At 72.4% G+C, this 25,685-nt stretch carries 23 protein-coding genes and 1 pseudogene; 9 read left to right on the forward strand and 15 right to left on the reverse strand.

Features of this window, described 5'->3' with window-relative positions; all coding sequences use genetic code 11:
• Positions 1 to 276 precede the first annotated feature (276 nt).
• Positions 277 to 738 carry a DUF5990 family protein gene (locus tag VIU94_RS18060; RefSeq protein ID WP_331912718.1) on the forward strand — a complete coding sequence of 154 codons (462 nt, stop codon included), beginning with the start codon at positions 277 to 279 and terminating at the stop codon, positions 736 to 738.
• A 10-nt stretch (positions 739 to 748) separates the two neighbouring features.
• On the opposite strand, the gene VIU94_RS18065 is transcribed toward VIU94_RS18060, so the two are convergent.
• Positions 749 to 1,501, reverse strand: a complete 753-nt coding sequence (locus VIU94_RS18065) for a DUF4118 domain-containing protein (RefSeq protein ID WP_331912720.1) — start codon at positions 1,499 to 1,501, stop codon at positions 749 to 751.
• A 97-nt stretch (positions 1,502 to 1,598) separates the two neighbouring features.
• Positions 1,599 to 2,333, reverse strand: a pseudogene (locus VIU94_RS18070) (amino acid permease); the annotation flags it as partial.
• 516 nt (positions 2,334 to 2,849) lie between these two features.
• Between VIU94_RS18070 and VIU94_RS18075 the strand changes: the two are divergent.
• Entirely contained in the window at positions 2,850 to 5,090 is a 2,241-nt protein-coding gene (locus tag VIU94_RS18075; RefSeq protein WP_331912722.1) for an MMPL family transporter, read from the forward strand.
• A gap of 163 nt (positions 5,091 to 5,253) precedes the next feature.
• Positions 5,254 to 5,817: a hypothetical protein gene (locus tag VIU94_RS18080; RefSeq protein WP_331912724.1), complete on the forward strand. Its 564-nt coding sequence runs from the start codon at positions 5,254 to 5,256 to the stop codon at positions 5,815 to 5,817.
• 10 nt (positions 5,818 to 5,827) lie between these two features.
• Here the strand turns inward: VIU94_RS18080 and VIU94_RS18085 are convergent, their stop codons facing one another.
• Entirely contained in the window at positions 5,828 to 6,349 is a 522-nt protein-coding gene (locus VIU94_RS18085; protein ID WP_331912726.1) for a hypothetical protein, read from the reverse strand.
• A 341-nt stretch (positions 6,350 to 6,690) separates the two neighbouring features.
• Between VIU94_RS18085 and VIU94_RS18090 the strand changes: the two genes are divergently transcribed.
• Complete coding sequence (locus VIU94_RS18090) at positions 6,691 to 7,149, forward strand: hypothetical protein (RefSeq protein WP_331912728.1); 459 nt, start codon at positions 6,691 to 6,693, stop codon at positions 7,147 to 7,149.
• Here the strand turns inward: VIU94_RS18090 and VIU94_RS18095 are convergent.
• The 7 genes from VIU94_RS18095 to recQ form a co-directional block, all read right to left on the reverse strand.
• Entirely contained in the window at positions 7,142 to 8,008 is an 867-nt protein-coding gene (locus tag VIU94_RS18095) for a class I SAM-dependent methyltransferase (RefSeq protein ID WP_331912730.1), read from the reverse strand. The genes VIU94_RS18090 and VIU94_RS18095 overlap by 8 nt on opposite strands.
• A 54-nt stretch (positions 8,009 to 8,062) precedes the next feature.
• Entirely contained in the window at positions 8,063 to 8,407 is a 345-nt protein-coding gene (locus VIU94_RS18100) for a VOC family protein (RefSeq protein ID WP_331912732.1), read from the reverse strand.
• A gap of 1 nt (position 8,408) precedes the next feature.
• Entirely contained in the window at positions 8,409 to 8,588 is a 180-nt protein-coding gene (locus VIU94_RS18105) for a ribbon-helix-helix domain-containing protein (RefSeq protein WP_331912734.1), read from the reverse strand.
• Between the two features lie 67 nt (positions 8,589 to 8,655).
• Positions 8,656 to 9,990, reverse strand: a complete 1,335-nt coding sequence (gene lysA, locus VIU94_RS18110) for a diaminopimelate decarboxylase (protein ID WP_331912736.1) — start codon at positions 9,988 to 9,990, stop codon at positions 8,656 to 8,658.
• 14 nt (positions 9,991 to 10,004) lie between these two features.
• Positions 10,005 to 10,376 carry an SAV_915 family protein gene (locus VIU94_RS18115; protein WP_331912738.1) on the reverse strand — a complete coding sequence of 124 codons (372 nt, stop codon included), beginning with the start codon at positions 10,374 to 10,376 and terminating at the stop codon, positions 10,005 to 10,007.
• A 227-nt stretch (positions 10,377 to 10,603) separates the two neighbouring features.
• A complete protein-coding gene (locus VIU94_RS18120) occupies positions 10,604 to 11,509 on the reverse strand; it encodes a hypothetical protein (RefSeq protein WP_331912740.1) in 906 nt (301 codons plus the stop codon).
• A gap of 166 nt (positions 11,510 to 11,675) precedes the next feature.
• On the reverse strand, positions 11,676 to 13,676 hold the full coding sequence (gene recQ, locus VIU94_RS18125; RefSeq protein ID WP_331912742.1) for a DNA helicase RecQ: 2,001 nt from the start codon (positions 13,674 to 13,676) through the stop codon (positions 11,676 to 11,678).
• Positions 13,677 to 13,877: 201 nt separating this feature from the next.
• Between recQ and VIU94_RS18130 the strand changes: the two genes are divergently transcribed.
• Positions 13,878 to 14,360 carry a GreA/GreB family elongation factor gene (locus VIU94_RS18130; RefSeq protein WP_331912744.1) on the forward strand — a complete coding sequence of 161 codons (483 nt, stop codon included), beginning with the start codon at positions 13,878 to 13,880 and terminating at the stop codon, positions 14,358 to 14,360.
• Between the two features lie 48 nt (positions 14,361 to 14,408).
• Here the strand turns inward: VIU94_RS18130 and VIU94_RS18135 are convergent, their stop codons facing one another.
• The 4 genes from VIU94_RS18135 to VIU94_RS18150 all read right to left on the reverse strand — a co-directional run bounded on the left by VIU94_RS18135 (position 14,409) and on the right by VIU94_RS18150 (position 18,461).
• Positions 14,409 to 15,869 (reverse strand): phytoene desaturase family protein, encoded by a 1,461-nt coding sequence (locus VIU94_RS18135; RefSeq protein ID WP_331912745.1) that lies wholly within the window; start codon positions 15,867 to 15,869, stop codon positions 14,409 to 14,411.
• A 143-nt stretch (positions 15,870 to 16,012) separates the two neighbouring features.
• A complete protein-coding gene (locus tag VIU94_RS18140; protein WP_331912747.1) occupies positions 16,013 to 16,639 on the reverse strand; it encodes a DUF1345 domain-containing protein in 627 nt (208 codons plus the stop codon).
• Between the two features lie 2 nt (positions 16,640 to 16,641).
• Positions 16,642 to 17,454: a family 1 encapsulin nanocompartment shell protein gene (locus VIU94_RS18145; RefSeq protein WP_331912749.1), complete on the reverse strand. Its 813-nt coding sequence runs from the start codon at positions 17,452 to 17,454 to the stop codon at positions 16,642 to 16,644.
• Positions 17,454 to 18,461 carry a Dyp-type peroxidase gene (locus VIU94_RS18150; RefSeq protein WP_331912751.1) on the reverse strand — a complete coding sequence of 336 codons (1,008 nt, stop codon included), beginning with the start codon at positions 18,459 to 18,461 and terminating at the stop codon, positions 17,454 to 17,456. Before VIU94_RS18150 ends, VIU94_RS18145 begins: the two co-directional genes overlap by 1 nt.
• Positions 18,462 to 18,707: 246 nt before the next feature.
• Here VIU94_RS18150 and VIU94_RS18155 point away from each other — a divergent pair, with 246 nt between their 5' ends.
• The 4 genes from VIU94_RS18155 to VIU94_RS18170 all read left to right on the forward strand — a co-directional run bounded on the left by VIU94_RS18155 (position 18,708) and on the right by VIU94_RS18170 (position 24,658).
• Positions 18,708 to 21,023, forward strand: a complete 2,316-nt coding sequence (locus VIU94_RS18155) for an FdhF/YdeP family oxidoreductase (RefSeq protein ID WP_331912753.1) — start codon at positions 18,708 to 18,710, stop codon at positions 21,021 to 21,023.
• A 500-nt stretch (positions 21,024 to 21,523) separates the two neighbouring features.
• The gene (locus VIU94_RS18160) at positions 21,524 to 22,708 is read left to right on the forward strand and encodes an MFS transporter (RefSeq protein ID WP_331912755.1); all 1,185 of its coding nucleotides are present in this window, start codon (positions 21,524 to 21,526) and stop codon (positions 22,706 to 22,708) included.
• Between the two features lie 124 nt (positions 22,709 to 22,832).
• Positions 22,833 to 23,669 (forward strand): formate dehydrogenase accessory sulfurtransferase FdhD, encoded by an 837-nt coding sequence (gene fdhD, locus VIU94_RS18165; RefSeq protein ID WP_331912757.1) that lies wholly within the window; start codon positions 22,833 to 22,835, stop codon positions 23,667 to 23,669.
• Between the two features lie 71 nt (positions 23,670 to 23,740).
• The gene (locus VIU94_RS18170; protein ID WP_331912759.1) at positions 23,741 to 24,658 is read left to right on the forward strand and encodes a LysR family transcriptional regulator; all 918 of its coding nucleotides are present in this window, start codon (positions 23,741 to 23,743) and stop codon (positions 24,656 to 24,658) included.
• A 307-nt stretch (positions 24,659 to 24,965) separates the two neighbouring features.
• Here the strand turns inward: VIU94_RS18170 and VIU94_RS18175 are convergent.
• Positions 24,966 to 25,685: NAD-dependent epimerase/dehydratase family protein (locus tag VIU94_RS18175; protein WP_331912761.1), on the reverse strand; the 720-nt coding region annotated here is incomplete at its 5' end.

A 25,685-nucleotide genomic window follows, 5' to 3' on the forward strand; every position in this document is an offset into this window, starting at 1 on the left:
AAGAAGGTCGAAGGCGACCCGGACTCCGGGCACAGTCGCGGCATGCCCCGCCGACCCGACGACAAGGAACTCGAGCGACGCCTCGAAGAGGACCGCGAGGACGCCGGCCTGCCTCCGGAACCGGACGAGAGGGACCGCTAGAAACCACGGGAAGCATCACGGTGGGCCTGCCGCGTGCGACGCGTCGTCGCACGCGGCGCCTTCTCAAGAGCCACCGGACCGCGCCGTTCGTGAGCGGCCGATCCGCTCCGGGACCGGCTCGTGAATGATGGCCGCATGCAGATGAGGATCGAAGCCGTCGACCTTCCCGGGCGCACCTGCGCGGCCGCCCCGGGCTTCCCCGGCTACCGGAACATCCATGTCGCGGTCCAGCGACGCGAACGTCCGGACGAGCTGCTCGACCTGCATCCCGGTGACGCGCCGTCCGCGACATGGACGCTGGACTGCACGGCGACGCCGACCGCAACGGGCTTCGACCTCAAGGGGCGTTACATCCAGGGCCGCCCCGACGGGCGGTTCGTCTACCTGTCCTGGGGCACGGTCGACGAGGGCGGGGGCTTCACCATGTTCCGCCGCGCCAAGCTGATGCTCGGCGCCGTCGAGCCGGGCGTCGTCGACGCCGCGGTGCGATCCGGGCTGCTGGTGGCGCGCCTCGGTCTCACCGACGCCAAGGGCCAGCCGCTGTGCGCCCAAGTCCGGCCGCCCGTCGTCGAATGGAGCGCCGGCTCGGCGTCCTGAGGCCTCGCGGTCACAGGGCCTCGCGGGCCGGCTCCGCCCGGTCGAGCGCGGCGGCGGCGCGGTCCGCCAGGTCCACCGCGACCAGACGGTCCTCCAGGGGCGGCGGCAGGCTGCCCGGCCGGGGCGTCATCATGTACCGGCCCTGATAGCGGCCGTGGGCGACGGCCCGCAGTTCGATCTCGCCCTCCGGCCACCCCTGCCGGTCCAGGTCCCAGATCCAGCCGGCCACCTGGACCGAGCCGTCGTGTTCGAGCCGGGGCGGCCGTCCGAGGAGCATCCCGTACTCGAAGCGGCACGCGTCAAGGCCCAGTACCTCGACGAGCTCCTCGCGCACCTGCCGAACGGCGTCGTCGGGCGCGGCGCCGAGCCGGACCCTCCGGGTGGCGGCGTGCAGCCGCTCCAGACGACCGGCTCCCGAGACCGCCACCTGCTCCAACACCCGTGCGCGAACGGCGAGTTGCGAGACGATCAGACCGACGATCAGCAGCAGTACGGCGGTCTCGACGTCGGCGCGGTCCTGGATGTGGAAGCTCTGGTACGGCTCGGTGTGGAAGAAGTCGAACCAGGCCGCCGCCGACAGCGCCGCCAGCGCGCCGCCGAGCCTGCTGCCGAGCGCCGCGACGGCGACGACCACGACGACGAGCAGCAGTGCGAGGTTGGTGTGCGTCACGCTCGTGCGCAGCGGCAGCAGCGCGAGCGCCGCAAGGAACGGTGCGAGGAGCCCCGCCGCGACGGCGAGGGCGTCCCGGAGCGGATACTTCATGGTCCACCTCCGATCGCCTGTGCCTCCAGGCTGCGACCCGGCGTGCGACATGTGCCGCCCGGCGCGGGGATCCTGACGCTTCCCTGATGTGCGCCCGTCAGCGCGCGATGCGGAACCGGAGGCGACAGATCACGGCGTCCGTGTCGCGCCGGACGGCGTGCGCGACGACCGCGCCCCGCTGGTTCTGCAGCAGGCGCTGCCACAGACGCTCCGGCTCCGTCTCCGCGATGAGCACGGTGACCCGGGCGCCGGGCTCGGTCCGGGCGAGCTCGCGCACGTAGGCGGAGAGGGTGTTCGTGTCGCCGCCGGAGAAGACGAGCAGCGCCGCGGACACGACCGCCAGCCACACCACGCCGTGCCGGTGCACCTGGCGGTCGGCCTTGAGGCCGAAGACGTGCGGCACGTAGTTGTCGCGTGCGAGCAGCTTCAGCAGGACCGGAAGGCCGCCCAAGGAGGTGTTCGCGGAGAGCGCCAGAAGCACCATGGTGGCGAACTGGACTACGTAGAAGCCCCAGTTGTGCCCCAGGGAGGCATCGGCGAGCTGTGCGAGGACAGTGACGCCCTCGACCGGCTGGAGCCCGAACCGGGAGATCAGCACGGACAGGCCGATCAACATCACGCCGAGCGCGACCTCCGCCCGCATCGCCCGGCGGGCGGCCGGGGCACGGAAGGACGGCACGGCGTTCGCGATGGCCTCGACGCCGGTCAGGGCGGAACAGCCGGAGGCGAAGGCCTTCAGCAGCAGGAGGGCGCCGACGGTGGTCGCGTTGTCGGCCAGGACCGAGGCGTGGGCCGCGGCCGCCTCGACGGACGCGGGCGCGTCCCGGAAGAGACGCCACCGAGGCCATCGCGTCGAGCGAGAGCGCGGCGAGTCCGGTGACGGCGGTGAGCCGGTGCCGCGCACCGGTGTCGGGGGGTTCCTCGGCGCTCGGCGCGGTGCGGTTCGAGGAGGTCAGGACGGCCATTCGGTGATCCCTTTCATGACTGGTCCCGCCCAGACTGAGGTCTCGCCCGGGCGATGCCGAGCCGTCCTCCCGCGCTCTTGACGCGGGGGCGCCGGGTTCATACGCGGCCTTGACGCGGGTGCCGCGCCGGACGGCCGGTGGCAGCCCTGCCGACACCGTCGTGGCACCACGCGGCACCACACAGCACCATCCGTGCGCCAATAATGCGCCATTAGCGCGCCACTCAGCGCCATCTCGGCTTGCGCATGGCACCATAATGGTGCCACCATGGCGTCATAAACGCGGCGGCCTCGCACAGTGGCCGCCGGTACGGCCCCACCTGCGCACACGCCCACACACGTCAGGCCCGGGCTCCTTCACTCACCGACAGGACCTCCTCCACCATGGCTTCCTTCCTCTCGAAACTGGGTCGCTTCGCCTTCCGGCGACGAGGCCTGGTCGTCCTCTTCTGGGTCGTGGCCCTCGTCGGGGCGGGCTTCGCGGCCTCCACCGCGGCCGCCCCACCCGCCGACGCCTTCTCGATGCCGGGCACGGAGTCGCAGAAGGCGTTCGACCTCCTCCAGGCGAAGTTCCCGGACGCCCGAGCTGACGGCGCCGCCGCCCGTGTCGTCATCCGCGCTCCCGGCACCGAGAAGATCACCTCCCCCGCCCGCAAGGCACAGGTCGAGAAGCTCGTCGCCGACCTCATGAAGGCCCCTCAAGTCGCGGGCGTGGCCGACCCGTTCAAGGCGAACGCGGTGAGCGGAGACCGTACGACCACGTACGCCTACGTCACGTACACGGCGTCCGCCACCGAGCTGACCGACGCGGCGCACGACGGGCTCACCGACGCGATGGAGACGGCCCGCGACACGGGCCTGGTCGTCGAGGCGGGCGGCGACGCCGTCAAGATCGAGCAGGCGATGGGCGGTACGGGCGAGAAGCTCGGCATCCTCATCTCCGCCGTCGTCCTGCTGCTCACCTTCGGCTCCCTGGTGGCCGCCGGAATGCCCCTGCTGACGGCGATGATCGGGGTCGGCATCGGGATCAGCGGCATCACCGCGCTGGGCAGCACGCTCGGCCTGTCGGCCACGACGTCGACGCTCGCGATGATGATCGGTCTGGCCGTCGGGATCGACTACGCGCTGTTCATCGTCTCCCGCTACCGCTCCGAGATCGCCGAGGGCCGCGAGCGCGCGGACGCCGCCTCGCGCGCCGTGGGCACCGCGGGCTCGGCCGTCGTCTTCGCCGGACTCACTGTCATCATCGCCCTGGCGGGGCTCGCCGTGGTGAACGTCCCGATGCTCACCAAGATGGGCCTGACCGCGGCCGGCACGGTCGCCGTGGCCGTGCTCGTCGCGATCACGTTCGTACCGGCGCTGCTCGGCTTCGCCCCGGTCAAGGTGCTGGCTCGCAGGGACCGCAAGCAGTACACCGGCAAGCCGCTGACGGCGCGTCAGCAGCGGAAGGCCGCAAAGCGTGCGGCGCGCCGCAAGCCCAACCTCGGCGCCCGCTGGGCCGGGTTCGTGCTGCGCCGGCCGGTCGTCGTGCTGCTGACCGGCGTACTGGGCCTGGGCGCGGTCGCCGTGCCCGCCGCGAGCCTCGAACTCGGGCTGCCGGGCGAGGGCACGATGGCCCCGGAGACCACGCAGCGCAAGGCGTACGACCTGCTGTCGGACTCCTTCGGGCCGGGCTTCAACGGTCCGCTCATGGTCACCGTCGAGGCGAACGACGCGAAGGCGGCGGCGGAGAAGGTGCGCACGGCGCTGGAGGGCGTGCGCGGAGTCGACGCCGTCTCGCCGGCCACGGCCAACCCGGCGGGCGACACCGCCGTCGTGAATGTGGTCCCGGCGACCGGCCCCACCGAGGCCGCGACCGAGGACCTGGTGCGCTCGCTGCGGGACATGGCGGGCGGCCTTGAGGCCCGTACGGGGGCGTCCGCGATCATGGTCGCCGGTCAGACCGCGATGTTCATCGACTTCTCGCAGACGCTGGACGACGCGCTGCTGCCCTACCTCGCCCTGGTCGTCGGCCTGGCGTTCCTGCTGCTGATGCTGGTCTTCCGCTCCGTGCTGGTCCCGCTGAAGGCGGCGCTCGGCTTCCTGCTCTCGGTGAGCGCGGCGCTCGGTGCGGTCGTGGCCGTCTTCCAGTGGGGCTGGCTGGCGGAGTTCCTGGGCGTCGACCACCCCGGCCCGGTCATGAGCACCCTGCCGATCTTCCTGATCGGCGTGGTCTTCGGCCTGGCGATGGACTACGAGGTGTTCCTGGTGTCCCGGATGCGCGAGGCGTACGTCCACGGAGCGCGCCCCGGCGAGGCGGTCGTGACCGGGTTCCGGTACGGCGGCCGGGTGGTCAGCGCCGCGGCGATCATCATGACCAGCGTCTTCTCCGGCTTCATCATGGAGGACAACGACTTCGTGAAGATGATCGGCTTCGGCCTCGCGGCGGCGGTCCTGTTCGACGCCTTCGTCGTCCGCATGGCCATAGTCCCCGCCCTGTTCGCCCTCCTCGGCAAGTCCGCCTGGTGGCTCCCGAAGTGGCTGGACCGGATCCTCCCGAACATCGACGTCGAAGGCGAGAATCTGGCGGAGCGGCCCGCGCCCCCGGTGCAGCACTCGTCACGCGAATCCCACCTCGTGGGCTGACCCCCACCCCCACACACGCAGCGGCCCGGCGGACTCCCCGCCGGGCCGCTGCGCGTTCCGCCGCCGTCGACCGCACCTACAATCACAGCCACGCGTACGGATACGTCGGGCGACTGCCGGGCAAGTGAAAGAGGCTGCTACAGATTTGGTAGAGCACAAGGTCGTGGAAGCTCTCGCCGCAGCGGGTCTGCGGATCGTGGACGGGTGGACCGAGCCCGAAGGGCTCATTCCGCTCATCGTCACCGGCCAGGCAGCGAGCGTCCCGTCCGAGGACGGGCGCGTCGAGGCCATGCTGGACGTCCTCGAGCCGCAGCTGCGCGAGAAGGCCAACGCCGACTGGTACCGGCTGTCGGTCGAAGGAGGACTCTTCTCCGAGACCGACCGCAGGTTCCTGCTCGCGCTCCAGCCCGATGAGAACCGCCTCCCACAGTGGGTCTGCGTCGAACTGCAGAGCGAGTGGGACCTCATGGGGAAGGGCGCCGGCGGACTGCTCGGCAGCGCGCCCTGCCGTCCCGAGTTCCGCATGCTCTCGCTCGACGGGAACGTGCTGTGCTTCGCGACGACGTGGGAGCACGACATCAGCACCTCCGTGCTGAAGGCGCCGCATCGTTCGCAGGTCCTCCGCCGGTGGGCCGAGGCAGTGGCGGAGGGCTTGATGGACTACGGGGAAGAGCCGGACGAGCCGCCGTTGAGCGCTGCGGCACGACGCTGGCTCGACCACCACTAGGACGTGCGGTTCAGTCGTCCGCCGCGACGAGCAGCGTGAGCCGGCCCGCCGCGCGGTCGACCCACACGAACTCGTGGAAGTCCCCGTGCACCCCGCCCCAGTCGTGGAACGCCTCTTCGCCGAGCCCGCTGAGGTAGTAAACCTGGTCCGCCGCGGCCAGGCGGTCGGATACCTCCCGCCGGAGTGCCGCCGCCAGCTCGGCGGGCACGGGCCCGGGGCGGTTCGCCCACTCCGCCAGGATGTGCGCGCTCTTCTCGTGGCCGACGGCCTCGTACACGTCCGGGGTGAGCGCGCTCAGCCAGTACGGGCCGTGCCGAGTCCCGTCCGGCTGCACTCCGCCGCCTGCGTAGTCGTCACGGAACTGTTCATGGCGGATGAGTGCGGCGAGCAGCTCCCTGTCGCCGGGGGGCTCCGCGGGCAGCCGCAGATGTTTGACGTCGACCCATCTGAAGCCGTGCGAACCCGGACCCGGGAACGTGTGGTCCCGGAAGTTGATGAAGGCCTCGGCCTCGTGCGTGAGCTGGTACGCCATGGCCCGAAAGCTTAGAAGACCGCCACCGTCGCGTCAGACCCCGTGAGCGCCCGGCGCCGGTCGGCACCGCCGTGCGCGGCCCACACGACGAGTTGGGCGCCGCGGACCGGCGTGGAGCCGGGACGTCCAGGACCGCGGTGGTGCCGGACAGGCCCGCCGTGTACGTCCCGTCCGGCAGGCCCGCGCCCGCGCAGTCGACGCCGGGGCCCGCGTACGCGCCGATGGCGGGCGGGCCGGTCGGCAGCGGGTTGCGGCAGCTCCGACCTTCTCCCCCGCGCGGCGGAGGCAGTCGGTACGAGCGGAGGAGGTGGGCGGGGAGCGGCTCGCCGGAGGATGAAGCCATGACCCGCTCCCGCACGACGCACCTGGCCGCAGCCCTCACCGCCTGCCTCGGCGCGCTCGCCTACACCGTCAGCAAGGTGGACCTGGCGAGGGCGGGCGAGCTGGGCATGCCGGGCTTCCCCGCCCCGGCCGACGCCTACGCCGCCGTCGCCGACGTCGAGACCGCCCAACTCGCCAACGCCGGCCTCGGCTTGCTCATGGCCGCCCTCGCACTGCTCCTCGTCCGCCTGCCGCGGACGCGGCTCGTCCGCTGGCCGGCGCTCGTCGTCTCCTGGGCGGGCATCGCGATGGTGGGGGCGGGCGTCCTCGGCTTCGGCGCCCGCGCGGCGGGCCTTGCGCAGAGCCTGGGCCCCACCCCGCCCCACATGCTCACCGCCGTCGCGGCCCTGCTCGTCGGCGCCGTGTGGACGACGGCTTGGACCGTCGCCACGATCACGGCCACCCGCGAGGTCAGGTAGTGACCAGCAGCACGTCCTCACCGCTGGAGGGCCGGAGGCCGTCGGGGCGGCCGGCGAAGTAGCGGTCTGCGTGCGAGGCTCCGGAGACGTGCTGGGCCTGCTTGAAGCCGGCTTCATGGGCCAGTTCCAGCATCTCCGCCGGGGTGTAGAAGCTGACGAACGGCGTGCCGGACGCTCGCGCGCCCGCCTCGCTCGCCCGCAGGCCGGGACGGTCGGCCTCGTCGACGAGTTCGTTCGGCAGCAGGAAGGTCATGGCGAACGTCGTGCCGGGCGCCAGCCCGGCGACCTGGCGGAGGGTGGCGGCGGTGGTGTCCTTGGTGAGGTACATGGAGACGCCGGTGGAGACGATGGTCGCCGGTCGGCGGGCGTCGAAGCCGGCGGCGGCCAGCTGCTCCAGCCAGGACTCGCTCGCCTCGAAGTCGACCGGCACGAGGTGCAGCCAGTCGGGGACGTCGTAGCCGAGTTCTTCCAGGCGGCGGCGCTTCCACGCCTGGGTGGCGGGCTCGTCGATCTCGAAGACGCGCAGGCGGGCGGCGAACTCCGGCCTGCGCTGCGCGAAGGTGTCGAGGCCCGCGCCCAGGATCACGTACTGGTCGACTCCGCGGTCGGCCTGCTCGGCCACCAGGTCCTCGATGAATCGCCCGCGGGCCACCATGGCCGCCCGGAAGCCGCTCGTGAAGTGCGGGTCCATGTCCGGGCGGCGGTGCCAGTCGTCGTCGGGGGCCACGAGCCGCAGGCCGATCTCGTCCTCCAGCACGTGCGGCGACGCGTCGACCCGTACGTGCATCGCCCGCCATAAGGCGCACCGCACCGCGGTGTTGTTCGGTGACATGGTCTGCGTCTGCTGCTCGTTCGTCATGATGTCCCTCCCGTTTGCATTTCTTCAGCTTGTGGTGCGTCGGCTCTTGGTGCGTCAGCTCTTCGCGGGGGCCTGGAGGTTCCACAGCCGCCCGTCCGGGTCGCGGACGGTCATCTCGCGCGTCCCGTAGTGGGTGTCCTCGAACGGCGTGACGACCTCGACGACGCCGTCGGGGCGGAAGGCCTCCGCGTCCGCCACCTTGAACACGACCTGTGTCCGGAGCTCCCGGTCCTCGGGGATCTCCGCGATGAAGACGTACGGACCGTCGCCGTTGCGCAGCAGGCCGGAGCCGTGGTCGGTCGAGAACTCCAGCTCGTAGCCGAGCGCCTGGAAGAACTTCGCGCTCCTGCCCCAGTTGTGGGTCTCCACGAACACGGCCTCGATGCCTTCGGTCGCCATGTCAGGTCTCCTTCTCGGTCGATCGCTCTTGTTCCCCGGAGGCGTCGGCGAGGTAGGCGCGCAGCGCTTCGGCGACCAGCGCCGACAAGGACATCCCCGACTCGATCGCGCGGAACTTGACCTGCTTGATCAGCCCGATCGGCAGGTACACGTTGAACTGCTTGACTTCCTCGTCCTTCACGCGATCGAGACTAGCATGCTAGCAATCTAGCCGAAGGGATGTACGGGTCGATCTTTCGGTCGTCCGGCTACAGACCCACGTCGCGGGCGCGCAGGTCGGCCAGGGTCTCCCGGCGGACCAGCAGCCGCAGGGCTCCGTCGCGGACGGCGACGACCGGTGGGCGGCCGACGAGGTTGTACGAGGACGCCATGGAGAGGTGGTACGCGCCTGCGGCCGGGACCGCCAGGAGGTCGCCGGGGTGCACGTCTGCCGGCAGCGGGACGTCCTCGGCGAGGACGTCCCCCGCCTCGCAGTGGCGTCCCACGACGGTCGTGCGCACGGGGGCGGCGGTCGAGTGACGGCCGATCAGCCGGGGCGCGTACCGCACTCCGTAGAGCGCGGGGCGCGGGTTGTCGCTCATCCCGCCGTCCACCGCGACGAAGACCCGCTCGGGGGTCGCCTTGACCGCCAGGACCCGGTAGAGCGCGATGCCCGCGGGGCCGCTGACGGCCCGGCCCGGTTCGATGATCAGCTGCGGCACGGGCAACCGGGCCGCGGTGCAGCTCGCGGCCAGTTCGGCGCGCACCTTGCTGGCGAGGGCGGTGAGGTCGAGGGCGGGGTCGCCGGGGCGGTACGCGATGCCGTGGCCGCCGCCGAGGTCGAGCTCGGGCAGGACGACCCCGTGGGCGTCGCGGATCCGGGCCATCAGGCCGACGAGGCGGCGCAGGGCCACGAGGTACGGCTTGACCTCGGTGATCTGGGAGCCCAAGTGGCAATGGAGTCCGGCGAGTTGGAGGCCGGGCTGGCCCAGGATGCGGGCGATGGCGTGCTGGGCCTGGCCGTCCCGCAGCGAGAGCCCGAACTTCTGGTCCTCGGATCCCGTCATGACCTTGACGTGACCGCCCGCGCTGATGCCGGGCGTCACCCGGACCAGGACCTTCTGCCTGCCTTTCGACCCGACGGCGGCGGCGAGGCGCGCGATCTCGGCGGGGTTGTCGATGACGATCCGGCCGACGCCGAGGCGCAGCGCGGTGTCGAGGTCGGCCGGAGACTTGGCGTTGCCGTGCAACAGGATCCGCTCGGGCGGGAAGCCGGCGGTGACCGCGAGCTCCAGCTCGCCGGCGGAGCACACGTCGAGGCCCAGGCCCTCCTCCGCCGCCCAGCGGACGAGCGCGCGGCACAGGAACGCCTTGGCCGCGTAGTGGACTTCGGCCCCGGGAAAGGCGTCGCGGTAGGTGCGGCAGCGGTCCCTGAACTCGGCCTCGTCGACGACGTACACGGGCGTGCCGTGGCTCTCGGCGATGTCGACCAGCGACACTCCGCCGACGAGCACGCGGCCGTGCGGCTGCTCCTCGGCGGAGGCGGGCCAGACCGACAGCGGGTCGGACGAGGGGGTGACGGGGGGAAGCGGCGCGATGGTCATCTCGACGGTTCCCTTCAGCGGGTGAGCGCGGACAGCGGCCGGCCAGGGGCGGGCGCGGGGGTGGACGTCGGGGCGGGGGTGGGCGTCGCCGCCGCCGATGGCGTCGGGGCGCTCAGCGCCGGGTCGAAGGTCAACGTCCGTATGCCCAGGGGACGGACCAGGGCTCGCAGTGCGGGCTCGGACAGGGGGATCCAGGGGTGCTCCGCGCCGAGAACGGCGCGGAGCCGCTCCGGGGACGTGAACGCCGCCGCCGTGCGGTCGCCCACCGGGGTGAGGAAGAGGCGGATCGTGAAGCCGTGGGCGACCGGCCGGGCGGGGACGCAGAGCCGCGCGGCCGGGCCCTGTTCTTCGGGCTCGGGATCGTCTCCGTACAGGGCGTGGGGCATGGTTCCTCCCGGAAAACGGGGCCCGGCGCCGGTCGCGCCGGAACACGCCTTTGAAGGTATGCCCGCCCCCCACCCCTCCCGGGCCTCCCCTGACACCCTCCTGACGAGGGTTTGACGCGATCGAAACACCCACCGCGTCGCCGCCGTCACGGGCCCGGCCCGGCGGTTTCGGGCCCCTGAGACCACCGGGCCGGGCCGCGGACGTCACTGCGTCCGGAGCCCCGGGGTCAGGCGCCGCAGTACGGCATGCTCCGTACGAACCCGCCGATGTTCTCGTCGTCGGTGCCGAGGAGGGCCTCGGTGGAGCCGGGGAGGCATTCCACCGCCTCGATCTTGTACTGCGGGAAGGTCCCGAGCACGGTCGGGGACGTCGCGAGCGTGACCCGGACCCGGCCGGCCGCCGAGACGGTCACCCGGCCCGCCTCGGTGACCGCGGAGTCGAACGGCCCGTCGTCGCCGGCGTCCGTCGCCGAACTCACCAGGATCCGGCCGGAGTCGGTCACCGAGATGTCGGAGATGTGGCGCGTCCCGCCGCCGGCCGGGTACGTCGACACGTACGACCGGCGCGTCACCGCGCCGAACAGCGGCTGCCCCCACGAGGCGAACGTGAGCGGCGCCGCGTACAGCGTGGCGGGGCGGTCCGGGCCCGCTCCGCGGTCGGCCCACAGGGCAGCCAGCTTCCCGTTCCCGGCCACGAGCGCGAAGCTCTCGAAGTCGTCGCCCTCGCCGATCGCGGGCAGGGGCGTGTAGTCGACGACCTGCGCGGTGGCGCCGGCGACCTTCAGGCGGTACACGAGGCCGCGGCCGGTGAGCGCCAGGTACTCCCCGGGCACGCCGGGGATGGCCTCGACGGCCTCCAGGTCCACGGGCTCCGCCCCGTCCCAGGTCATCGGCGCGACGTCGGCGGCGCCGTCCCGGTGGGTGAGCCGGGACAGGCGCTTCTGCCCGGCCCGCTTGTTGTCGTGCACGACCAGCGCGTGCACGCCGGCTCCGTCGCCGGTGCGGCCCTCGAAGGCGAGGCCGCTGATGCCGCTGCGGGCGTCGCCGCCGACCTTCTGCCAGTCGTCGGCCGCACCTGCCGGGGTGGTGCCCAGCAGCGTGAGCAGCGCGGTCGTCGTGGTGAGCAGGGCCATACGGTGCAGCGTGGGGAGTTTCACGTGGGGTCGCTCGCCTTCCTGTCCGTCCGGCGCGTGATCACGCGCCGGGCGTCAGGTTATGGATCAAGGACGGCACGACCAACGACCCTTGGGCCATTCGCCGCAGCGCGACGACGTGCGAAGGGGGCGCGCGGCGCTTACGTCACTGCCAGTCGTCCCACGGCGGGTCGATCTCGTCCAGGTCGAACGGCGGCTCCTCGTCGTACGGCGGCGCTGCGGGCTGCTGCTGGGCCGCCGCGGGGGCGGGGGGCGCCGCCGCCGGCGCGGGTGACTCGGCCGCCGCGTCGCCCCCGTGGGACTCGCCCAGCGTGTCGAGGACGCCCTGGCCGTACTTGGTGAGCTTGGCCTCGCCGATGCCGCCGATGGCGCCCAGCTCCGCGACCGTGGTGGGCAGCACGGTCGCGATCTCGCGCAGCGTGGCGTCGTGGAAGACGACGTACGCCGGGACGCCCTGCTCGCGGGCGGTCGCGGCCCGCCAGGCGCGGAGGGCCTCGAAGACCGGGACCGCGGCGGCCGGCAGGTCGACCGGCACGCGGGCGCCCTTCCCGGAGCGCGATCCGGCTGCCTTCCGGGAGGCGGCGGCCGGCGCCGTCTCCTTCCGCATCGGGACGCTGCGGCGTCCGCCGAGCACCTCGCCGCTGTCGTCCGTCAGCACGAGCGTCCCGTAGTCGCCCTCCACGGCCAGCAGCCGCTGCGCCAGGAGCTGGCGGACGACGCCGCGCCATTCCGCCGTGCCCAGATCGGCCCCGACGCCGAACACCGAGAGCCCGTCGTGGTCGAACTGGATGACCTTGGCCGTCTTCTTGCCCTGCAGGATGTCGATGATCTGGCCGGCGCCGAACTTCTGGCGCCTTTCCTTCGCCAGCCGCCACACCGTGGACAGCAGCTTCTGCGCGGCGACCGTCCCGTCCCAGGACTCGGCCGGGGTCAGGCACGTGTCGCAGTTGCCGCACGGCTTCCCCGACTGGCCGAAGTACTCCAGCAGGCGCACCCGGCGGCAGTCGACCGTCTCGCAGAGCGCGAGCATCGCGTCCAGGTGGGCGGCCAGCGAGCGGCGGTGCGCCTCGTCGCCCTCGGAGCCGTCGATCAGCTTGCGCTGCTGGACCACGTCCTGCAGTCCGTATGCCAGCCAGGCCGTGGCCGGCTCTCCGTCGCGGCCGGCGCGGCCGGTCTCCTGGTAGTAGCCCTCGACGGACTTCGGCAGGTCGAGGTGGGCCACGAAGCGCACATCCGGCTTGTCGATGCCCATGCCGAAGGCGATGGTCGCCACCACCACGACCCCGTCCTCGCGCAGGAAGCGCGACTGGTTCGCGGCACGCGCGCGGGCGTCCATGCCCGCGTGGTACGGGACGGCGTCGATGCCGTGCTCCACCAGGAAGGCGGCGGTCTTCTCCACCGAGGCACGCGAGAGGCAGTAGACGACTCCGGCGTCCCCTTCGTGCTCGGTCCGGATCAGTTCGAGCAGCTGCTTCTGACCGCTGTTCTTCGGGACGATGCGGTACTGGATGTTCGGCCGGTCGAAGCTGGCGACGAAGTGCCGGGCGTCCTCCAGGCCGAGCCGCTTCGCGATCTCGGCGTGGGTGGCCTCGGTGGCCGTCGCGGTCAGCGCGATCCGCGGCACCTTCGGCCAGCGCTCGTGCAGCATCGACAGGGCGAGGTAGTCGGGCCGGAAGTCGTGACCCCACTGGGCGACGCAGTGCGCCTCGTCGATCGCGAAGAGCGACACCTTGCCCCGGTCGAGCAGCCGCTGCGTGCCCTCGGTGCGCAGCCGCTCCGGAGCCAGGTAGAGCAGGTCCAGCTCGTCGGCCAGGAAGGCCTGCTCGACGGCCTGCCGCTGGTACGGGTCCTGCGTCGAGTTCAGGAACCCCGCCCGCACGCCGAGGGCCGTGAGCGCGTCCACCTGGTCCTGCATCAGCGCGATCAGCGGCGAGATCACGACGCCGGTGCCCTCTCTGACCAGCGCCGGGATCTGGTAGCAGAGCGACTTTCCGCCGCCCGTCGGCATCAGCACGAGCGCGTCGCCGCCGGCGACGACCTGCTCGATGATCTGCTGCTGCTCGCCGCGGAAGGAGTCGTATCCGAAGACGCGGTGGAGCACCTGCAGGGCGTCGGAGATCTCGGCGGAAGCGTCGGTGAGGGCCATTCGAAAAGCCTAGCCGCCCGCACGGACACCCCGGCCCGACCGCCCGAAACCTGTGGACAACCAGTACGTCGAGGCTGTGCACTGAACGATCCCCCGGACGTCGCTCCCCCACCGCCGTCGTCCGGTTTGCCTGATACGTTCGGAATGCCGGAATTTTGTCGTCCGGCCTACGCCCCTGCCGCCCGAACGACGGGAAGTGTCATGACCGGTGGACCCGAGCCCATCAGCGCTGTCGCCCGTGCGGCCATCGAGCGGGAGCTCTCCGATCTGCGCACCGAGCGCGAAGCCGTCGCCGTCACCCTGCGGGGCGGCGGCGGGGACCAGACGGGCGACCGGGTCGACCAGGCCGACGAGTTGGAGCGCGGCACCGAGCTCGCCCGGCTCGACCGCCGCATCGCCGAGCTTGAGGGGCGGCTCGAAGAGGGGGCCGTCGCGGGCGCGCCGTCCACCGACGCTGTCGGCGTGGGCAGCACCGTGACCGTGCGGTTCTCGGACGGCACGGTCACGACCGTCCAGATCGGCGAGGTCGCCGAGGTCCATGACGCGACCATGGTGACCGCCGACAGCCCGCTCGGCCGGGCGCTGCTCGGCCACCGCGCCGGCGACTCCATCGCCTACGCGACGCCCGCAGGGCGGACGACCGCCGTCGTCGTGTCGATCGGCGACCAGGGCGGCGCGTCCTGAGCACACGCCGTGCCGGACACACCGGCCGAGCTGCAGAGTGTCAAGTGACTACGTGCGCGAGCCCTGGTGGCGGTCCTGAGCCTGCCAGGCCGGGCGGGCCCCCAGGTGGCGCAGCGCCGACGCCGCCGCTCCGGCGCCGCACATGCCGTGGGCCCCGGGGCCGGGCGGGGTGGCCGCCGAGCACAGGAAGACGCCGGGCAGACCGGTGGCGTACGGGTCGAGTGCGGGGCGGGCGCCCAGGACGAGTCGGGGGGCGGTCTTCGCTCCCGTCAGGATGTCGCCGCCGACGAAGTTGGGGTTGGCGGCGGCGAAGTCGGCCGGGCGGGTGACGTGCGTGCCGACGATCCGTTCGCGTACGCCGGGGGCGAAGCGTTCGAGCTGCCGGAGGATCGCCTCGGTGGCGTCCCCGTCGTAGCCGTGCGGGACATGGGCGTACGTCCAGACGGGATGGACGTCGCCGACCGACCGGGAAGGGTCGACCAGGTACTGCTGGCCGACCAGGACGAACGGACGCTCGGGCATCCGGCCCTCCGTCACGTCCCGTTCCGCCCGCGCCACTTCGGCGAGCGGGCCGCCGAGGTGCACGGTTCCCGCCCGTCGTGCCCGCTCGTCCGTCCAGGGCACGCCGCCCTCGACGGCCAGGTCGACCTTGTACGCGCCCGGTCCGCGGCGGAAGCGGGTGTACGCGGCGCTGACGCGGGCCGGCAGCCGGTCGCCGTAGAGGGCGGCGACCTGGGCGGGGTCGAGGTCGAGCAGGGTGACGTCGGCCGGCGGGATCTGCCGGCGGTCGGTGATCCGCACGCCGGTCTCGATCGTGCCGCCGTGCGCGAGCAGAACGGCGGCCATGCCGCGGGCGATCGACTGCGAGCCGCCTTCGGCGACGGCCCATCCGGCGGCGTGGCCGGCGGTGAGGATGCCGAGCCCGATCGCCGAGCTGAGCGGATCGGACAGCGGGCGGTACGCGTGCGCCGCCACGCCGGCCCACAGGGCGCGCGCCTGCGGCGTACGGAAGAGGCGGGCGAGCGCGGCAGCGGGCAGGACCGTCGGCGCGCCGAAGCGGGCGAGGAGCAGAGGGTGGGCCGGGATCCGCAGCAGCGGGCCCATCACGTCCTGGGCGAGCGCGTCCCAGCGCCGTACCGACGGCTCCAGCAGGGCCCGGTAGCGAGGGCCGTCGACGCCGAGGCCGGCGGCGGTCTCCTCGACGGAGCGGAGCAGTACCCCGGCCGTCCCGTCGTCCAGGGGGTGCACGCAGTCGATCTCGGGGAGCAGCCAGCGCAGCCCGTGCCGTTCCAGGTCGAGGTGCCGGAGCGCCGGCGAGGCGACGGCCATGGGGTGGATGGCCGAGCAGTGGTCGTGCAGCAGCCCGGGCACGATCGCCTCGTGGCTGCGCGTGCCGCCGCCGACCTCGTCGGCCGCCTCCAGGAGCGTGACCGCCAGACCGGCCTGGGCGAGGAGGGCCGCGGCGGCGAGCCCGTTGGGCCCGCCGCCGACGACGACAGCGGTGGTCATGACGCCGTCTCCACGGGCGGCACGCCGAGGCATGTCGCGCACGGGAGCGTGGCCGCGTTCGAGCAGGACGAGGGCGGCGTCGTGGATCTCATACGCCTGAGTCTGCCGTTGGACGGGCCGCCGCTCCAAACACGCGCCGGACGTCAGCCGCCGAAGATCCCGACGACGAGGTTGACGGCGGTGGCCAGCGTGCTGGTGCCGAACACATAGGACAGCAGGCAGTGCCGCAGGATGACCGAGCGCAGCACGGAGCTGGAGACGTCGGTGTCGGAGACCTGGTAGGTCATGCCGAGGTTGTAGCTGAAGTACAGGAAGTCGACGTACCGGGGGCGGTCCTTGTTGTTGAAGTCGATCCCGCCTTCCGGCGCCGTGTAGTAGATGAACGCGTACCGGGCCGCGTACATCAGCTGCAGCGACGCCCAGGCCATGAACACGCCCATGAGCGCGACAGCGGCCGCGGCCTGGCTCCGGCCCGATCTGTCGGAGACGAGCAGCGTCCCGATGGCGCCGAGTGCGCACACGGCGGTGCTGACGACGGCCAGTTCCTCGACGACCGGTCTGAACTCCTCGCGTCGGGCGTTGCGGTGCGTGGCCTCCGAGTCCATGGGCCAGAGCACCCACCAGCCGCTGACGACGAAGAAGGTCTCCGTCGCGGCCATGCTGGAGAGGAAGCCCAGCGACGCGGACTCGGTCGGCACACCGACGACCACGCCGACGGCGGCCCCGGCGAGCACCGCGCCGGTCGCACGGGGAACGGTGGCAAGCGGCATGCTCAGGCCTCCAGGACGACGACGGCCTCGTCCGTGTACGCCAGGAACGTCAGGGTCTCGTGCAGGTACAGGTCGATCCCGTGCGCGTCGTGCCCCGTGTAGCCGATCGCCAGGTCCTGGCCGAGCAGGAGCTCGAAGTCGCCGCCGCGCATGGACAGTACGAACGCGCCGCGCAGCGCGGGCGCCCAGATCGGCGGGCCGTCGAGCATCCGGGCCAGGTGGGCGGCGATCGGGTAGCCGTGGTCGGAGGTCTCGCTGACCGCGGCGTACTCGTCGGCGCCGAGCAGCAGGGCGTACGGGCCGTCGACGCCGGCCAGGCGCAGCGAGGTCAGGGCGCGGCTGAGGGCGTCGGGGTAGTCGCGCGGCTCGGTGGGCAGCCGGAGGACCGGGTTGGACGAGCGTGCGCGCAGGCCCTCGACGCCCGCGGCCTCGTACCCGTCGAAGACGGTGCGGTCCTCGACGAAGGCCATGGTGCGCGCCGCGTCCTTCACGGGCTGCCAGTCGGAGTCCTTCGCGCCGCGCTCGACGTCGTCCACGGCAGCCCGGGTCACCGTGAACGGCACGCGGAGGTCGACGATCGGCCGCGCCTCGCGGAGCTGGGCGGTGACGCCCGGGGCGGGCGGCGTCAGATGGGCGAGATGCCCCGTGCCCGCGGCGGCGAACTCCGGGCCGGCCGGGTCGGGGACGTCGACGACGCGGCGGCCCGCGATGTGGCGGCGGAACGTGCGGCTGGCCTCCTCCTCGATCTGGGCCCAGGCCTCCGCCGTGATCGGGGCGAGTTCGCGGTGCAGGTTGCTCGTCGTGGGGGTGGTCATCAGGCCCGGGCTCCTTTCAGGCTGCCGATGCCCAGGGACTCGCCGATGCCGAGGGACTCCGCGAGGCGGGCGGCTTCGGCGGGCGGGGCGGGGAGGTCGTCGAGGAGGTCGGCGCTCGGCACGAAGAACAGGCAGCCGGTCACGGCCCGGGAGAAGTCGAGGATGCGGTCGGTGTTGCCGGGCGGATCGCCGAGGAACATGTTCCGCAGCATCTGCTCGGTCACGGCGGGGGTCCGCGCGTAGCCGATGAAGTACGTGCCGAACTCGCCGCTGCCGACCTGGCCGAACGGCATGTTGTCGCGCATGATCTGCCGCTCGGCGCCGTCCTCGTCCTCGATCGTGTTGAGGGCGACGTGCGAGTTCGCCGGCTTGACGTCGTCGGGCAGTTCGACGTTGGCGGACTTGGTGCGTCCGACGACGTGTTCCTGCTGCTCGACGGTGAGCGACTCCCAGGCCGTCAGGTCGTGCAGGTACTTCTGGACGATCACGTAACTGCCATTGCGGAACGCCGGATCCTCGTCGCCGACGTACACCGCCTCGGCCGCGGCGCCGCCCGTGGGGTTCTCGCTGCCGTCGACGAAGCCGAGGAGGTCGCGCTCGTCGAAGTACTTGAAGCCGTGCACCTCGTCGACGACGGTGACGGCGGGGCCGAGCCGGTCCGTGATCAGCCGGGCCAGTTCGAAGCAGAGGTCCATGCGCCGGGCGCGCAGATGGAAGAGCAGGTCGCCCGGCGTGGCCGGCGCGCGGTGGCGCGGGCCGTGCAGCGGCTGGAAGGGGTGCAGTTCGCGGGGGCGCGGTCCGCCGGCCAGGCGGTCCCATGCCGCAGAGCCGATGCCGAGGACGCAGGTGAGGGCGTCGCCGGGGGAACGGAACGCCACCGAGCGGGTGAGCCCCGCCAGCTCCTGGAGCCCCGCGCGGACGGTGGCCTCGCCGCCGGGGGCGACAGTGGCCACCAGGAAGACGCCCGCCTTGGCGGGCGGCATGAGCACGGGCTGGGCTGCGACCATGTGACTCCCGTCGGACCGCGAAATACAGCGAAGCGCGCAAAGCGCGAAAAACACACAAAAGGAACGCGATCAACCTATCCGCACGTCGCCAGGAACGCAGCCCGACGAACGCGGGAAGCGGGCCCGCGGGCCCCGGGAGCCGAATGGCACGCCTGGTGCGGCGGACATAGCCTGCCCGAAGGTGCGGTTCCACCTCATATGCACCCCTCTGCACCCCTCTATATCCGCTGGGAAGGGTTGAGTGTCGTGGCCATCGACAAGGACGACCGGCAAGCCCCCCTGGAGCCCCGCGTGGGGCCCGTCCCCCAGGGGGAGCCGGAGTTCCACCCCTACCACCACCCGGCGGCGGGCTGGGGCGCGGCCAAGAGCGTGAGCCGCTTCCTGGTGCGCGAGCACGCACTGCTGGACGGCCCGCGCGCCATCATGAAGATGAACCACGAGAACACCGGGTTCGACTGCCCCGGATGCGCCTGGCCGGACGACACCAAGGGTCTCCACCTGGACATCTGCGAGAACGGCATCAAGCACGTCACCTGGGAGATGACCAGCAAGCGGGTCGGCCGGGAGTTCTTCGCCGCCCACACGGTGACCGAGCTGACCGAGTGGAGCGACTACGACCTCGAGAACCAGGGCCGGCTCACCGAGCCGATGGTCTACGACCCGGACTCGGACCGCTACGTCCCGATCACCTGGAAGGACGCGTTCGAACTGGTCGGCCGCACCCTGCGCGAGCTGGACGATCCGAACCAGGCATCGTTCTACACCTCGGGCCGGCTCGGCAACGAGGCCACCTTCCTGTACCAGCTGATGGCCCGTGAGCTGGGCACGAACAACCTGCCCGACTGCTCCAACATGTGCCACGAGGCCAGCGGCCGGGCGCTCCAGGCGTCCCTGGGCACCGGAAAGGGGACCGTCGACCTCAAGGACTGGGAGAGCGCCGACGCGCTCTTCATCCTGGGCGTCAACGCCGCCTCCAACGCGCCCCGGATGCTCACCGCGCTCTCCGAGGCGCACCACCGCGGGGCCCAGATCGTGCACATCAACCCGCTGGTCGAGGCCGCCGCCACCCGCACCATCGTCCCGCACGACTTCATGGACATGGCGCTGTTCAAGACGACCAGGACCAGCACGCTGAACCTGCAGCCGCGGATCGGCGGCGACATGGCGCTGCTGCGCGGCATGGCGAAGGCGATCCTGGAGCAGTCGGCGACCGACCCGAAGGCCCTGGACCAGGAGTTCATCGAGCGTCACACCACGGGCTTCGAGGAGTACCGCACGCTGTGCGAGGGCACGCCGTGGGAGGAGATCGAGCACCAGTCCGGGCTCAGCCGCGACGACGTCCTCAAGGCGGCGCGGGTGTACGAGGAGGCCGACCGCAGCATCGTCAGCTGGTGCCTGGGGCTCACCCAGCACGAGCACGGCGTGGACACCGTCCGGGAGATCGTCAACCTGCTGCTGCTCCGCGGCAACCTGGGCCGCGAGGGCGCGGGCCCCTCCCCGGTGCGCGGCCACAGCAACGTGCAGGGCAACCGCACCTGCGGCATCGACCACCGCCCGTCGGACGATTTCCTGGACCGCCTGGCCGAGGCCTGCAAGATCGACCCGCCGCGCGAGCACGGGCTCGACACCGTCAGCACCATCAAGGCGATGCACCGGGGCGAAGTGAAGGTGTTCGTCGGCATGGGCGGCAACTTCGCGCTCGCGGCGCCGGACAGCCCGTACACGTACGCGGCGCTGCAGTCCTGCGAGCTGACCGTCCAGGTGAGCACCAAGCTGAACCGCAGTCACATCGTCCACGGCCGGCAGGCGCTGATCCTGCCGTGCCTCGGCCGCACCGAGAAGGACCACCAGCGCAAGGGCGTCCAGAGCACGTCGGTCGAGGACTCGATGAGCATGGTCCACATGTCGCTGGGCATGAAACGGCCCGCCTCGCCGCACCTGCTGTCCGAGCCGGCCATCGTCGCCGGCATGGCGAAGGCCGCGCTGCCCGACAGCGAGACGCCGTGGGAGTGGTACATCGAGGACTACGACCGCATCCGCGACACCATGGCCAAGGCCCTCGACGGCTTCGAGGACTTCAACCGCCGCGTGCGGCTGCCGCTCGGCTTCCGCATCAAGCAGCCGGCCCGCGAGCTGGTGTTCCTGACCCCGTCCGGACGCGCCGAGTTCTCCACCGCCCCGCTGCCCGACGTCGTGCCCGCCGCCGGCATGCTCGCGCTGGGCACGATGCGCTCCCACGACCAGTGGAACACCACCATCTACTCCGACAACGACCGCTACCGAGGCATCAAGAACCTGCGCACGCTGGTCTTCATGAACCGGGCCGACATGCGCGAGCGCGGCATCGCCGACATGAGCCCGGTCGACATCACGAGCACCGCGAAGGACGGCAGCCAGCGGTACCTGAAGGGCTATGTCGCCATCCCGTACGACATCCCGCGCGGCTGCGCGGCCGGCTACATGCCCGAGATGAACGTGCTGTGCGCGCTGGGCGACTACAGCACGCAGAGCGACCAGCCGATCATGAAGCACCTCAAGGTCACGATCAGCCGGTCGGGTTGATCGGGTCTCTCTTTCCCTCGCTCCTCGAAAACCCTCGGAGAATTCCCCGGGGAAGCCGAAGAGGGATTCTCGATGACCTGATCGGCGACGCTCATCCCGCCGACTTCCGCCGACGCCAGTCCACATCCTCCCTGATCAGAGCCGCGACTGCGTTTGATAGGCCGCGCCTTTCCCGTCATCGGCAACCCCTCTTTGACTTTTCACCGGGATTCTCGTGAAGCTACCTCCGCAGGGAAATTCGAAATGAGGCGTGCGGACATGAGCAGCAGCATCGAGGACCCGACCGACGACCAGACGTCCCCGCGGCGCGCGGAGGGGTTCCGGGTGGTCGCGTACCCCGCGAGCCGCGGGTCGGCGGCGGCGTACTAACCCCGAGACCAACGTGCTGGCGCCGCTCGACAGCGTCGCCGACATCAGCGACTGCCTCACCTCCAAGGGCGTCCTGGTTCCACCGGGAACCGTCCCGAAGCACCGTATGAGCCAGGAAGGCACTCTCCGGCATGCCCTTCTCCCGCACCGCGCGCGGTTGGTTTCCGGCGGCGGCCGCGGTCTTCGCCGCCGGGTGGGGCGCGAACCAGTTCACCCCGCTGGCCGTGGTGTACCGGACCCAGGAGCGCTGGCCCGCCGTCCCGGTCGCCGCCATGTTCACCACGTACCTCCTCGGGCTGCTCCCCGGTCTGCTGCTCGGCAGGCCGGCCGCGAACCGACTGGGCCGACGGCGCGTGGTGCGGCCCGCGCTGGCGGTGTCGGCCGCCGCCAGCGCACTGCTGGCTGCGGCGTCGGTGGAGCCGTCGGTCGTGTACGTCAGCCGGCCGGCCACCGGCTTCGCGGCCGGGCTCGTCCTGACCGCCGGGGCCACGTGGCTGCGGGAGCTGTCCGCCGGTCCGGAGGCCGGGGCCCGGCGGGCGGCCTGGGCCACCGGTGGCGGCTTCGCCGCCGGGGCCCTGACGGCGGGCGCCCTTGCCGAGTGGCTGCCGCGTCCGACCGTGCTGCCCTGTCTCGCGCACTGCCTGCTGGCCCTGCTCGTGCTCGGCGCGACCCACCGCGTACCGGACACGACACCGTCGGCGTCCGCCGCCCCTACGGAGCCGCTGCTCGCGCACCTGTGGCGCGGGGCGATCAGGCACCCCCGCTTCGTGCGGGTGGTCCTTCCGGCCGCCCCGGCGGTCTTCACCGCGTCCACGGTCGCGTACGTCGTGCTGCCGCCGCTGGTCGCCGACCGGGTCCCCGGGTACGCACCGGTGTTCAGCGGCGTGGTCACGGCGCTGACGCTCACGGTGGGCGTCGCCGTCCAGCCGCTGGCCGCCCGGCTGGACCACGCGCACAGCGCGCGGGCGACGCTCGCCGCGATGGCCGCCGTGATCGGCGGGCTGCTGGTGAGCGCGTACGCCGTCCACGGGAACTCGGCCGGCCTTGTGCTGGCCGCGGCCTGCCTTCTGGGGGCCGGGTACGGGCTCACCCTCGCGTCCGGCCTCCGGGAGATCGAGCGCCTCGCCGCGCCGAAGGACCGGCCCTCGGCGGCGTCCGTCTACCACGGCGCGACCTGCACCGGCTTCCTCACGCCGCTCCTGCTCGCCGTCACCGCCGGGGCCGCGTCCTACCCGGCCCTGCTCGCCGCCCTGGCGGCCGTGGGCCTGCTGTGCCTGGCGATCACCGCCCGGTACAGCCGCCGGGACCTGCCGTGACGGCGTGGGAGCACCGCGGCCCGGGCCGCGGGTCATACCGTCGGCGGTCGGGCCCCCGCCCGACCGGACACCGGCTCACCTGCACAGCACCGTCGGAGCGGGGCTCCGCGGAGAGGAGCGAATCATGGGACGAGTGACCGTGCGACGGCGGGTGCTGCGCATCCGGGAGGGCGAGTCCTCCCATCGCCCCGACACGCTGGCCGCCGAGGAGCCGATGGAGATCCGGGTCGGCGGGCGGCCGCTGACCGTGACCATGCGCACCCCGGGCGACGACTTCGACCTCGCGGCCGGGTTCCTGGTGAGCGAGGGCGTGGTGCACTCCGCCGAGGACGTGGCCGGGATCCGGTACTGCGCGGGAGCGACGGCCGACCGAAGCAACACGTACAACGTGGTGGACGTCGGCCTGGCCGCGGGCGTGGCCGCCCCGGACGCCTCCCTGGAGCGGAACTTCTACACCACGTCCTCCTGCGGGCTGTGCGGCAAGGCGAGCCTGGACGCGGTGCGCACGACGGCCGCGTGGTCGGTCGCCGAGGACCCGCTGCGCGTCGGGCCGGACGTGCTGACGGCGCTGCCGGACCGGCTGCGGGCGGCCCAGCGGGTGTTCGACACCACCGGCGGGCTGCACGCCGCCGGGCTGTTCAGCGCCGACGGCGAACTGCTGTGCCTGCGCGAGGACGTCGGCCGGCACAACGCCGTGGACAAGGTCGTCGGCCACGCGCTGCGGTCGGGGCTGCTGCCGCTGCGCGGCACGGTACTGATGGTGAGCGGGCGGGCCTCGTTCGAGCTGGTGCAGAAGGCGGTGATGGCCGGCATCCCCATGCTGGCGGCCGTCTCCGCGCCGTCCTCGCTCGCCGTGGACCTCGCCGCGGAGAGCGGGCTGACCCTGGTCGGGTTCCTGCGGGGCGCGTCGATGAACGTGTACACGGGCGCGGAGCGTCTGGAGCCGCTGGCCGTGGCGTGAGCGCTCGTACGGCGCTTGCGACGCGGCGGTGCGAATTGGCGCTCGGAACTGCGGTCGGGTAGACCCGTGGAGTGCTGTTCCGTCAACTCGAGTACCTCGTGGCCCTGTCCCGGGAGCGTCACTTCGCCCGTGCCGCCCAGGCCTGCTACGTCTCCCAGCCCGCCCTGTCCGAGGCCGTCCGCAAGCTGGAGGACGAGCTCGACGTGCCGCTGGTGCGGCGCGGCCGCAAGTACGAGGGGCTGACCCCCGAGGGCGAGCGGATCGTGCTGTGGGCGCAGCGGATCCTCGCCGACCGGGACGCCCTCAAGAGCGAGGTCACGGCGCTGCGCAGCGGGCTGAGCGGCCGGCTGCGGATCGGCGCGGTGCCGACCGCGTCGGGCGCGGTCGCCCAGCTGACCGGCCCGTTCTGCACGGAGCACCCGCTGGTCACCGTCGAGGTGCGAGCGGACATGCAGTCGGACGACATCCTCCGGCAGCTGCAGAACTTCGAGATCGACGCCGGAATCACGTACCTGCACCGGGAACTCCCGGAGGGCTTCCAGGCGGTCCCGCTGTACCAGGAGCGGTACGTGCTCCTCACCGAAGCCGCCGACGGTCTTGCCCAACGGACCGAGGCGACCTGGGCGGAGGCGTCGCGACTGCCGCTGTGCCTGCTGACCGGGGCCATGCAGGGCCGGCGAGTGCTGGACGACCTGTTCGCCGAGGCCGGCCTGCGCCCGTCGCCCAGGGTCGAGACCGACTCGGTGGCGGCCCTGTTCGCCCACGTCCGTACCGGACGCTGGGCCAGCATCGTGCCCCACACCTGGCTGCACGTCTTCGGCGTACCCCACGGCATGCACGCGGTCCCGATGACCGAACCCGACCGAACGGTCCCGGTCGGCCTCGTGACCACCTCCCGCGAGCCCGGCTCGGTCATGGCCCGCGCCCTCACCGAAACCGCCCGCCGCACCGATGTCGCCGCGACACTGGAGCGCCTCCCCGGGGACTGACGCCGGCCACGTGCGACGACGCCGAGGACGATCAGGCCCGCCCCGACGGCGACGACGGTCCCACCGGTCTTCATCCCCTGCACTCCGTGCTCCTCGGCCGCCCTCGCCTCTGCGTACGTGAGCGCCTTCCCGCCCTCGTCCGGACAGACCTTGCTCGGTTTGATCCTGCCCGGCACGCATCCATCGCCGAAGACCGTTGTCGTGGAGGAGGTGATGAACCAGATGCTGCCGAGGGCGAACACGACCAGGCCGCAGAACATGAGGGCGCCGGACACGGCATGCGCTCCCCTGAGGTGGCGGCCGGGGGTCACCGGTGCAGCATCTCCGCGAAGCCCTGGCGCCAGGAGGGGTGGCGCGGGGTCCAGTCGAGTTCCTTCTTCACCTTCGCGTTCGATGCGCCGCGGATCTCCGTCGAGGCCATGGCGATGAACTCACCGGCCAGCAGGCGGCCCACCCAGCGCGGGACGCTCATGGGCTTCTTCGCGCCCGCGAGCAGGGCCAGTTCCGGGAGCCACTCGGCAAGCCGCGCCGGCTCGTCGTCGACGATGTTGTAGATGCCGGGCGCGCCCCGTTCGACGGCGGCCACCGCGGCGCCGGCCGCGTCCGCGACGTGGGTGAACGACCAGACCCCGCCGCCTCCGCCGACCACCGGGAACCGGCGCTTGAGGACCAGCTCCAGTTGTTCGCCGCCCGGCTCGATCGAGGTGCCGGGGCCGTAGAAGCCGCCGTACCGCAGGACGATGCCGTCGATGCCTGGGGCGGAGGTCACCGCGTGCTCCAGGTACACGATCGCTGCGAGGGTCAGCTCGCTGCCCGGGGCCGGGTGCGTGTCGAGCGGGGCGTCCTCCGCCTTGACGGGGCCTCCGGAGCGGGCGTACAGCACCTGCATCGCGCTCTGCGCGACGAACCGGCGCACCCCGAACTCCGCGGCCGCGGCAAGCAGGTTGTCGGTGCCGTGCGTACGCAGCCGGTTGGTGACCGCGAAGTCCTTGTCCACCTTGCGCAGCGTCAGATTCCCGGCCAGCGC

This window comes from Streptomyces sp. (assembly GCF_036566765.1).
Taxonomy (GTDB): Bacteria; Actinomycetota; Actinomycetes; order Streptomycetales; family Streptomycetaceae; genus Streptomyces.

Coding starts and splice junctions, on each gene's coding strand:
- VIU94_RS18060 (WP_331912718.1), top strand. CDS start 277: ATGCAGATGAGGATCGAAGCCGTCGACCTTCCCGGGCGCACCTGCGCG.
- VIU94_RS18065 (WP_331912720.1), bottom strand. CDS start 1,501: ATGAAGTATCCGCTCCGGGACGCCCTCGCCGTCGCGGCGGGGCTCCTC.
- VIU94_RS18075 (WP_331912722.1), top strand. CDS start 2,850: ATGGCTTCCTTCCTCTCGAAACTGGGTCGCTTCGCCTTCCGGCGACGA.
- VIU94_RS18085 (WP_331912726.1), bottom strand. CDS start 6,349: ATGGCGTACCAGCTCACGCACGAGGCCGAGGCCTTCATCAACTTCCGG.
- VIU94_RS18090 (WP_331912728.1), top strand. CDS start 6,691: ATGACCCGCTCCCGCACGACGCACCTGGCCGCAGCCCTCACCGCCTGC.
- VIU94_RS18095 (WP_331912730.1), bottom strand. CDS start 8,008: ATGACGAACGAGCAGCAGACGCAGACCATGTCACCGAACAACACCGCG.
- VIU94_RS18100 (WP_331912732.1), bottom strand. CDS start 8,407: ATGGCGACCGAAGGCATCGAGGCCGTGTTCGTGGAGACCCACAACTGG.
- lysA (WP_331912736.1), bottom strand. CDS start 9,990: ATGACCATCGCGCCGCTTCCCCCCGTCACCCCCTCGTCCGACCCGCTG.
- VIU94_RS18115 (WP_331912738.1), bottom strand. CDS start 10,376: ATGCCCCACGCCCTGTACGGAGACGATCCCGAGCCCGAAGAACAGGGC.
- VIU94_RS18120 (WP_331912740.1), bottom strand. CDS start 11,509: ATGGCCCTGCTCACCACGACGACCGCGCTGCTCACGCTGCTGGGCACC.
- recQ (WP_331912742.1), bottom strand. CDS start 13,676: ATGGCCCTCACCGACGCTTCCGCCGAGATCTCCGACGCCCTGCAGGTG.
- VIU94_RS18130 (WP_331912744.1), top strand. CDS start 13,878: ATGACCGGTGGACCCGAGCCCATCAGCGCTGTCGCCCGTGCGGCCATC.
- VIU94_RS18135 (WP_331912745.1), bottom strand. CDS start 15,869: ATGACCACCGCTGTCGTCGTCGGCGGCGGGCCCAACGGGCTCGCCGCC.
- VIU94_RS18140 (WP_331912747.1), bottom strand. CDS start 16,639: ATGCCGCTTGCCACCGTTCCCCGTGCGACCGGCGCGGTGCTCGCCGGG.
- VIU94_RS18145 (WP_331912749.1), bottom strand. CDS start 17,454: ATGACCACCCCCACGACGAGCAACCTGCACCGCGAACTCGCCCCGATC.
- VIU94_RS18150 (WP_331912751.1), bottom strand. CDS start 18,461: ATGGTCGCAGCCCAGCCCGTGCTCATGCCGCCCGCCAAGGCGGGCGTC.
- VIU94_RS18160 (WP_331912755.1), top strand. CDS start 21,524: ATGCCCTTCTCCCGCACCGCGCGCGGTTGGTTTCCGGCGGCGGCCGCG.
- fdhD (WP_331912757.1), top strand. CDS start 22,833: ATGGGACGAGTGACCGTGCGACGGCGGGTGCTGCGCATCCGGGAGGGC.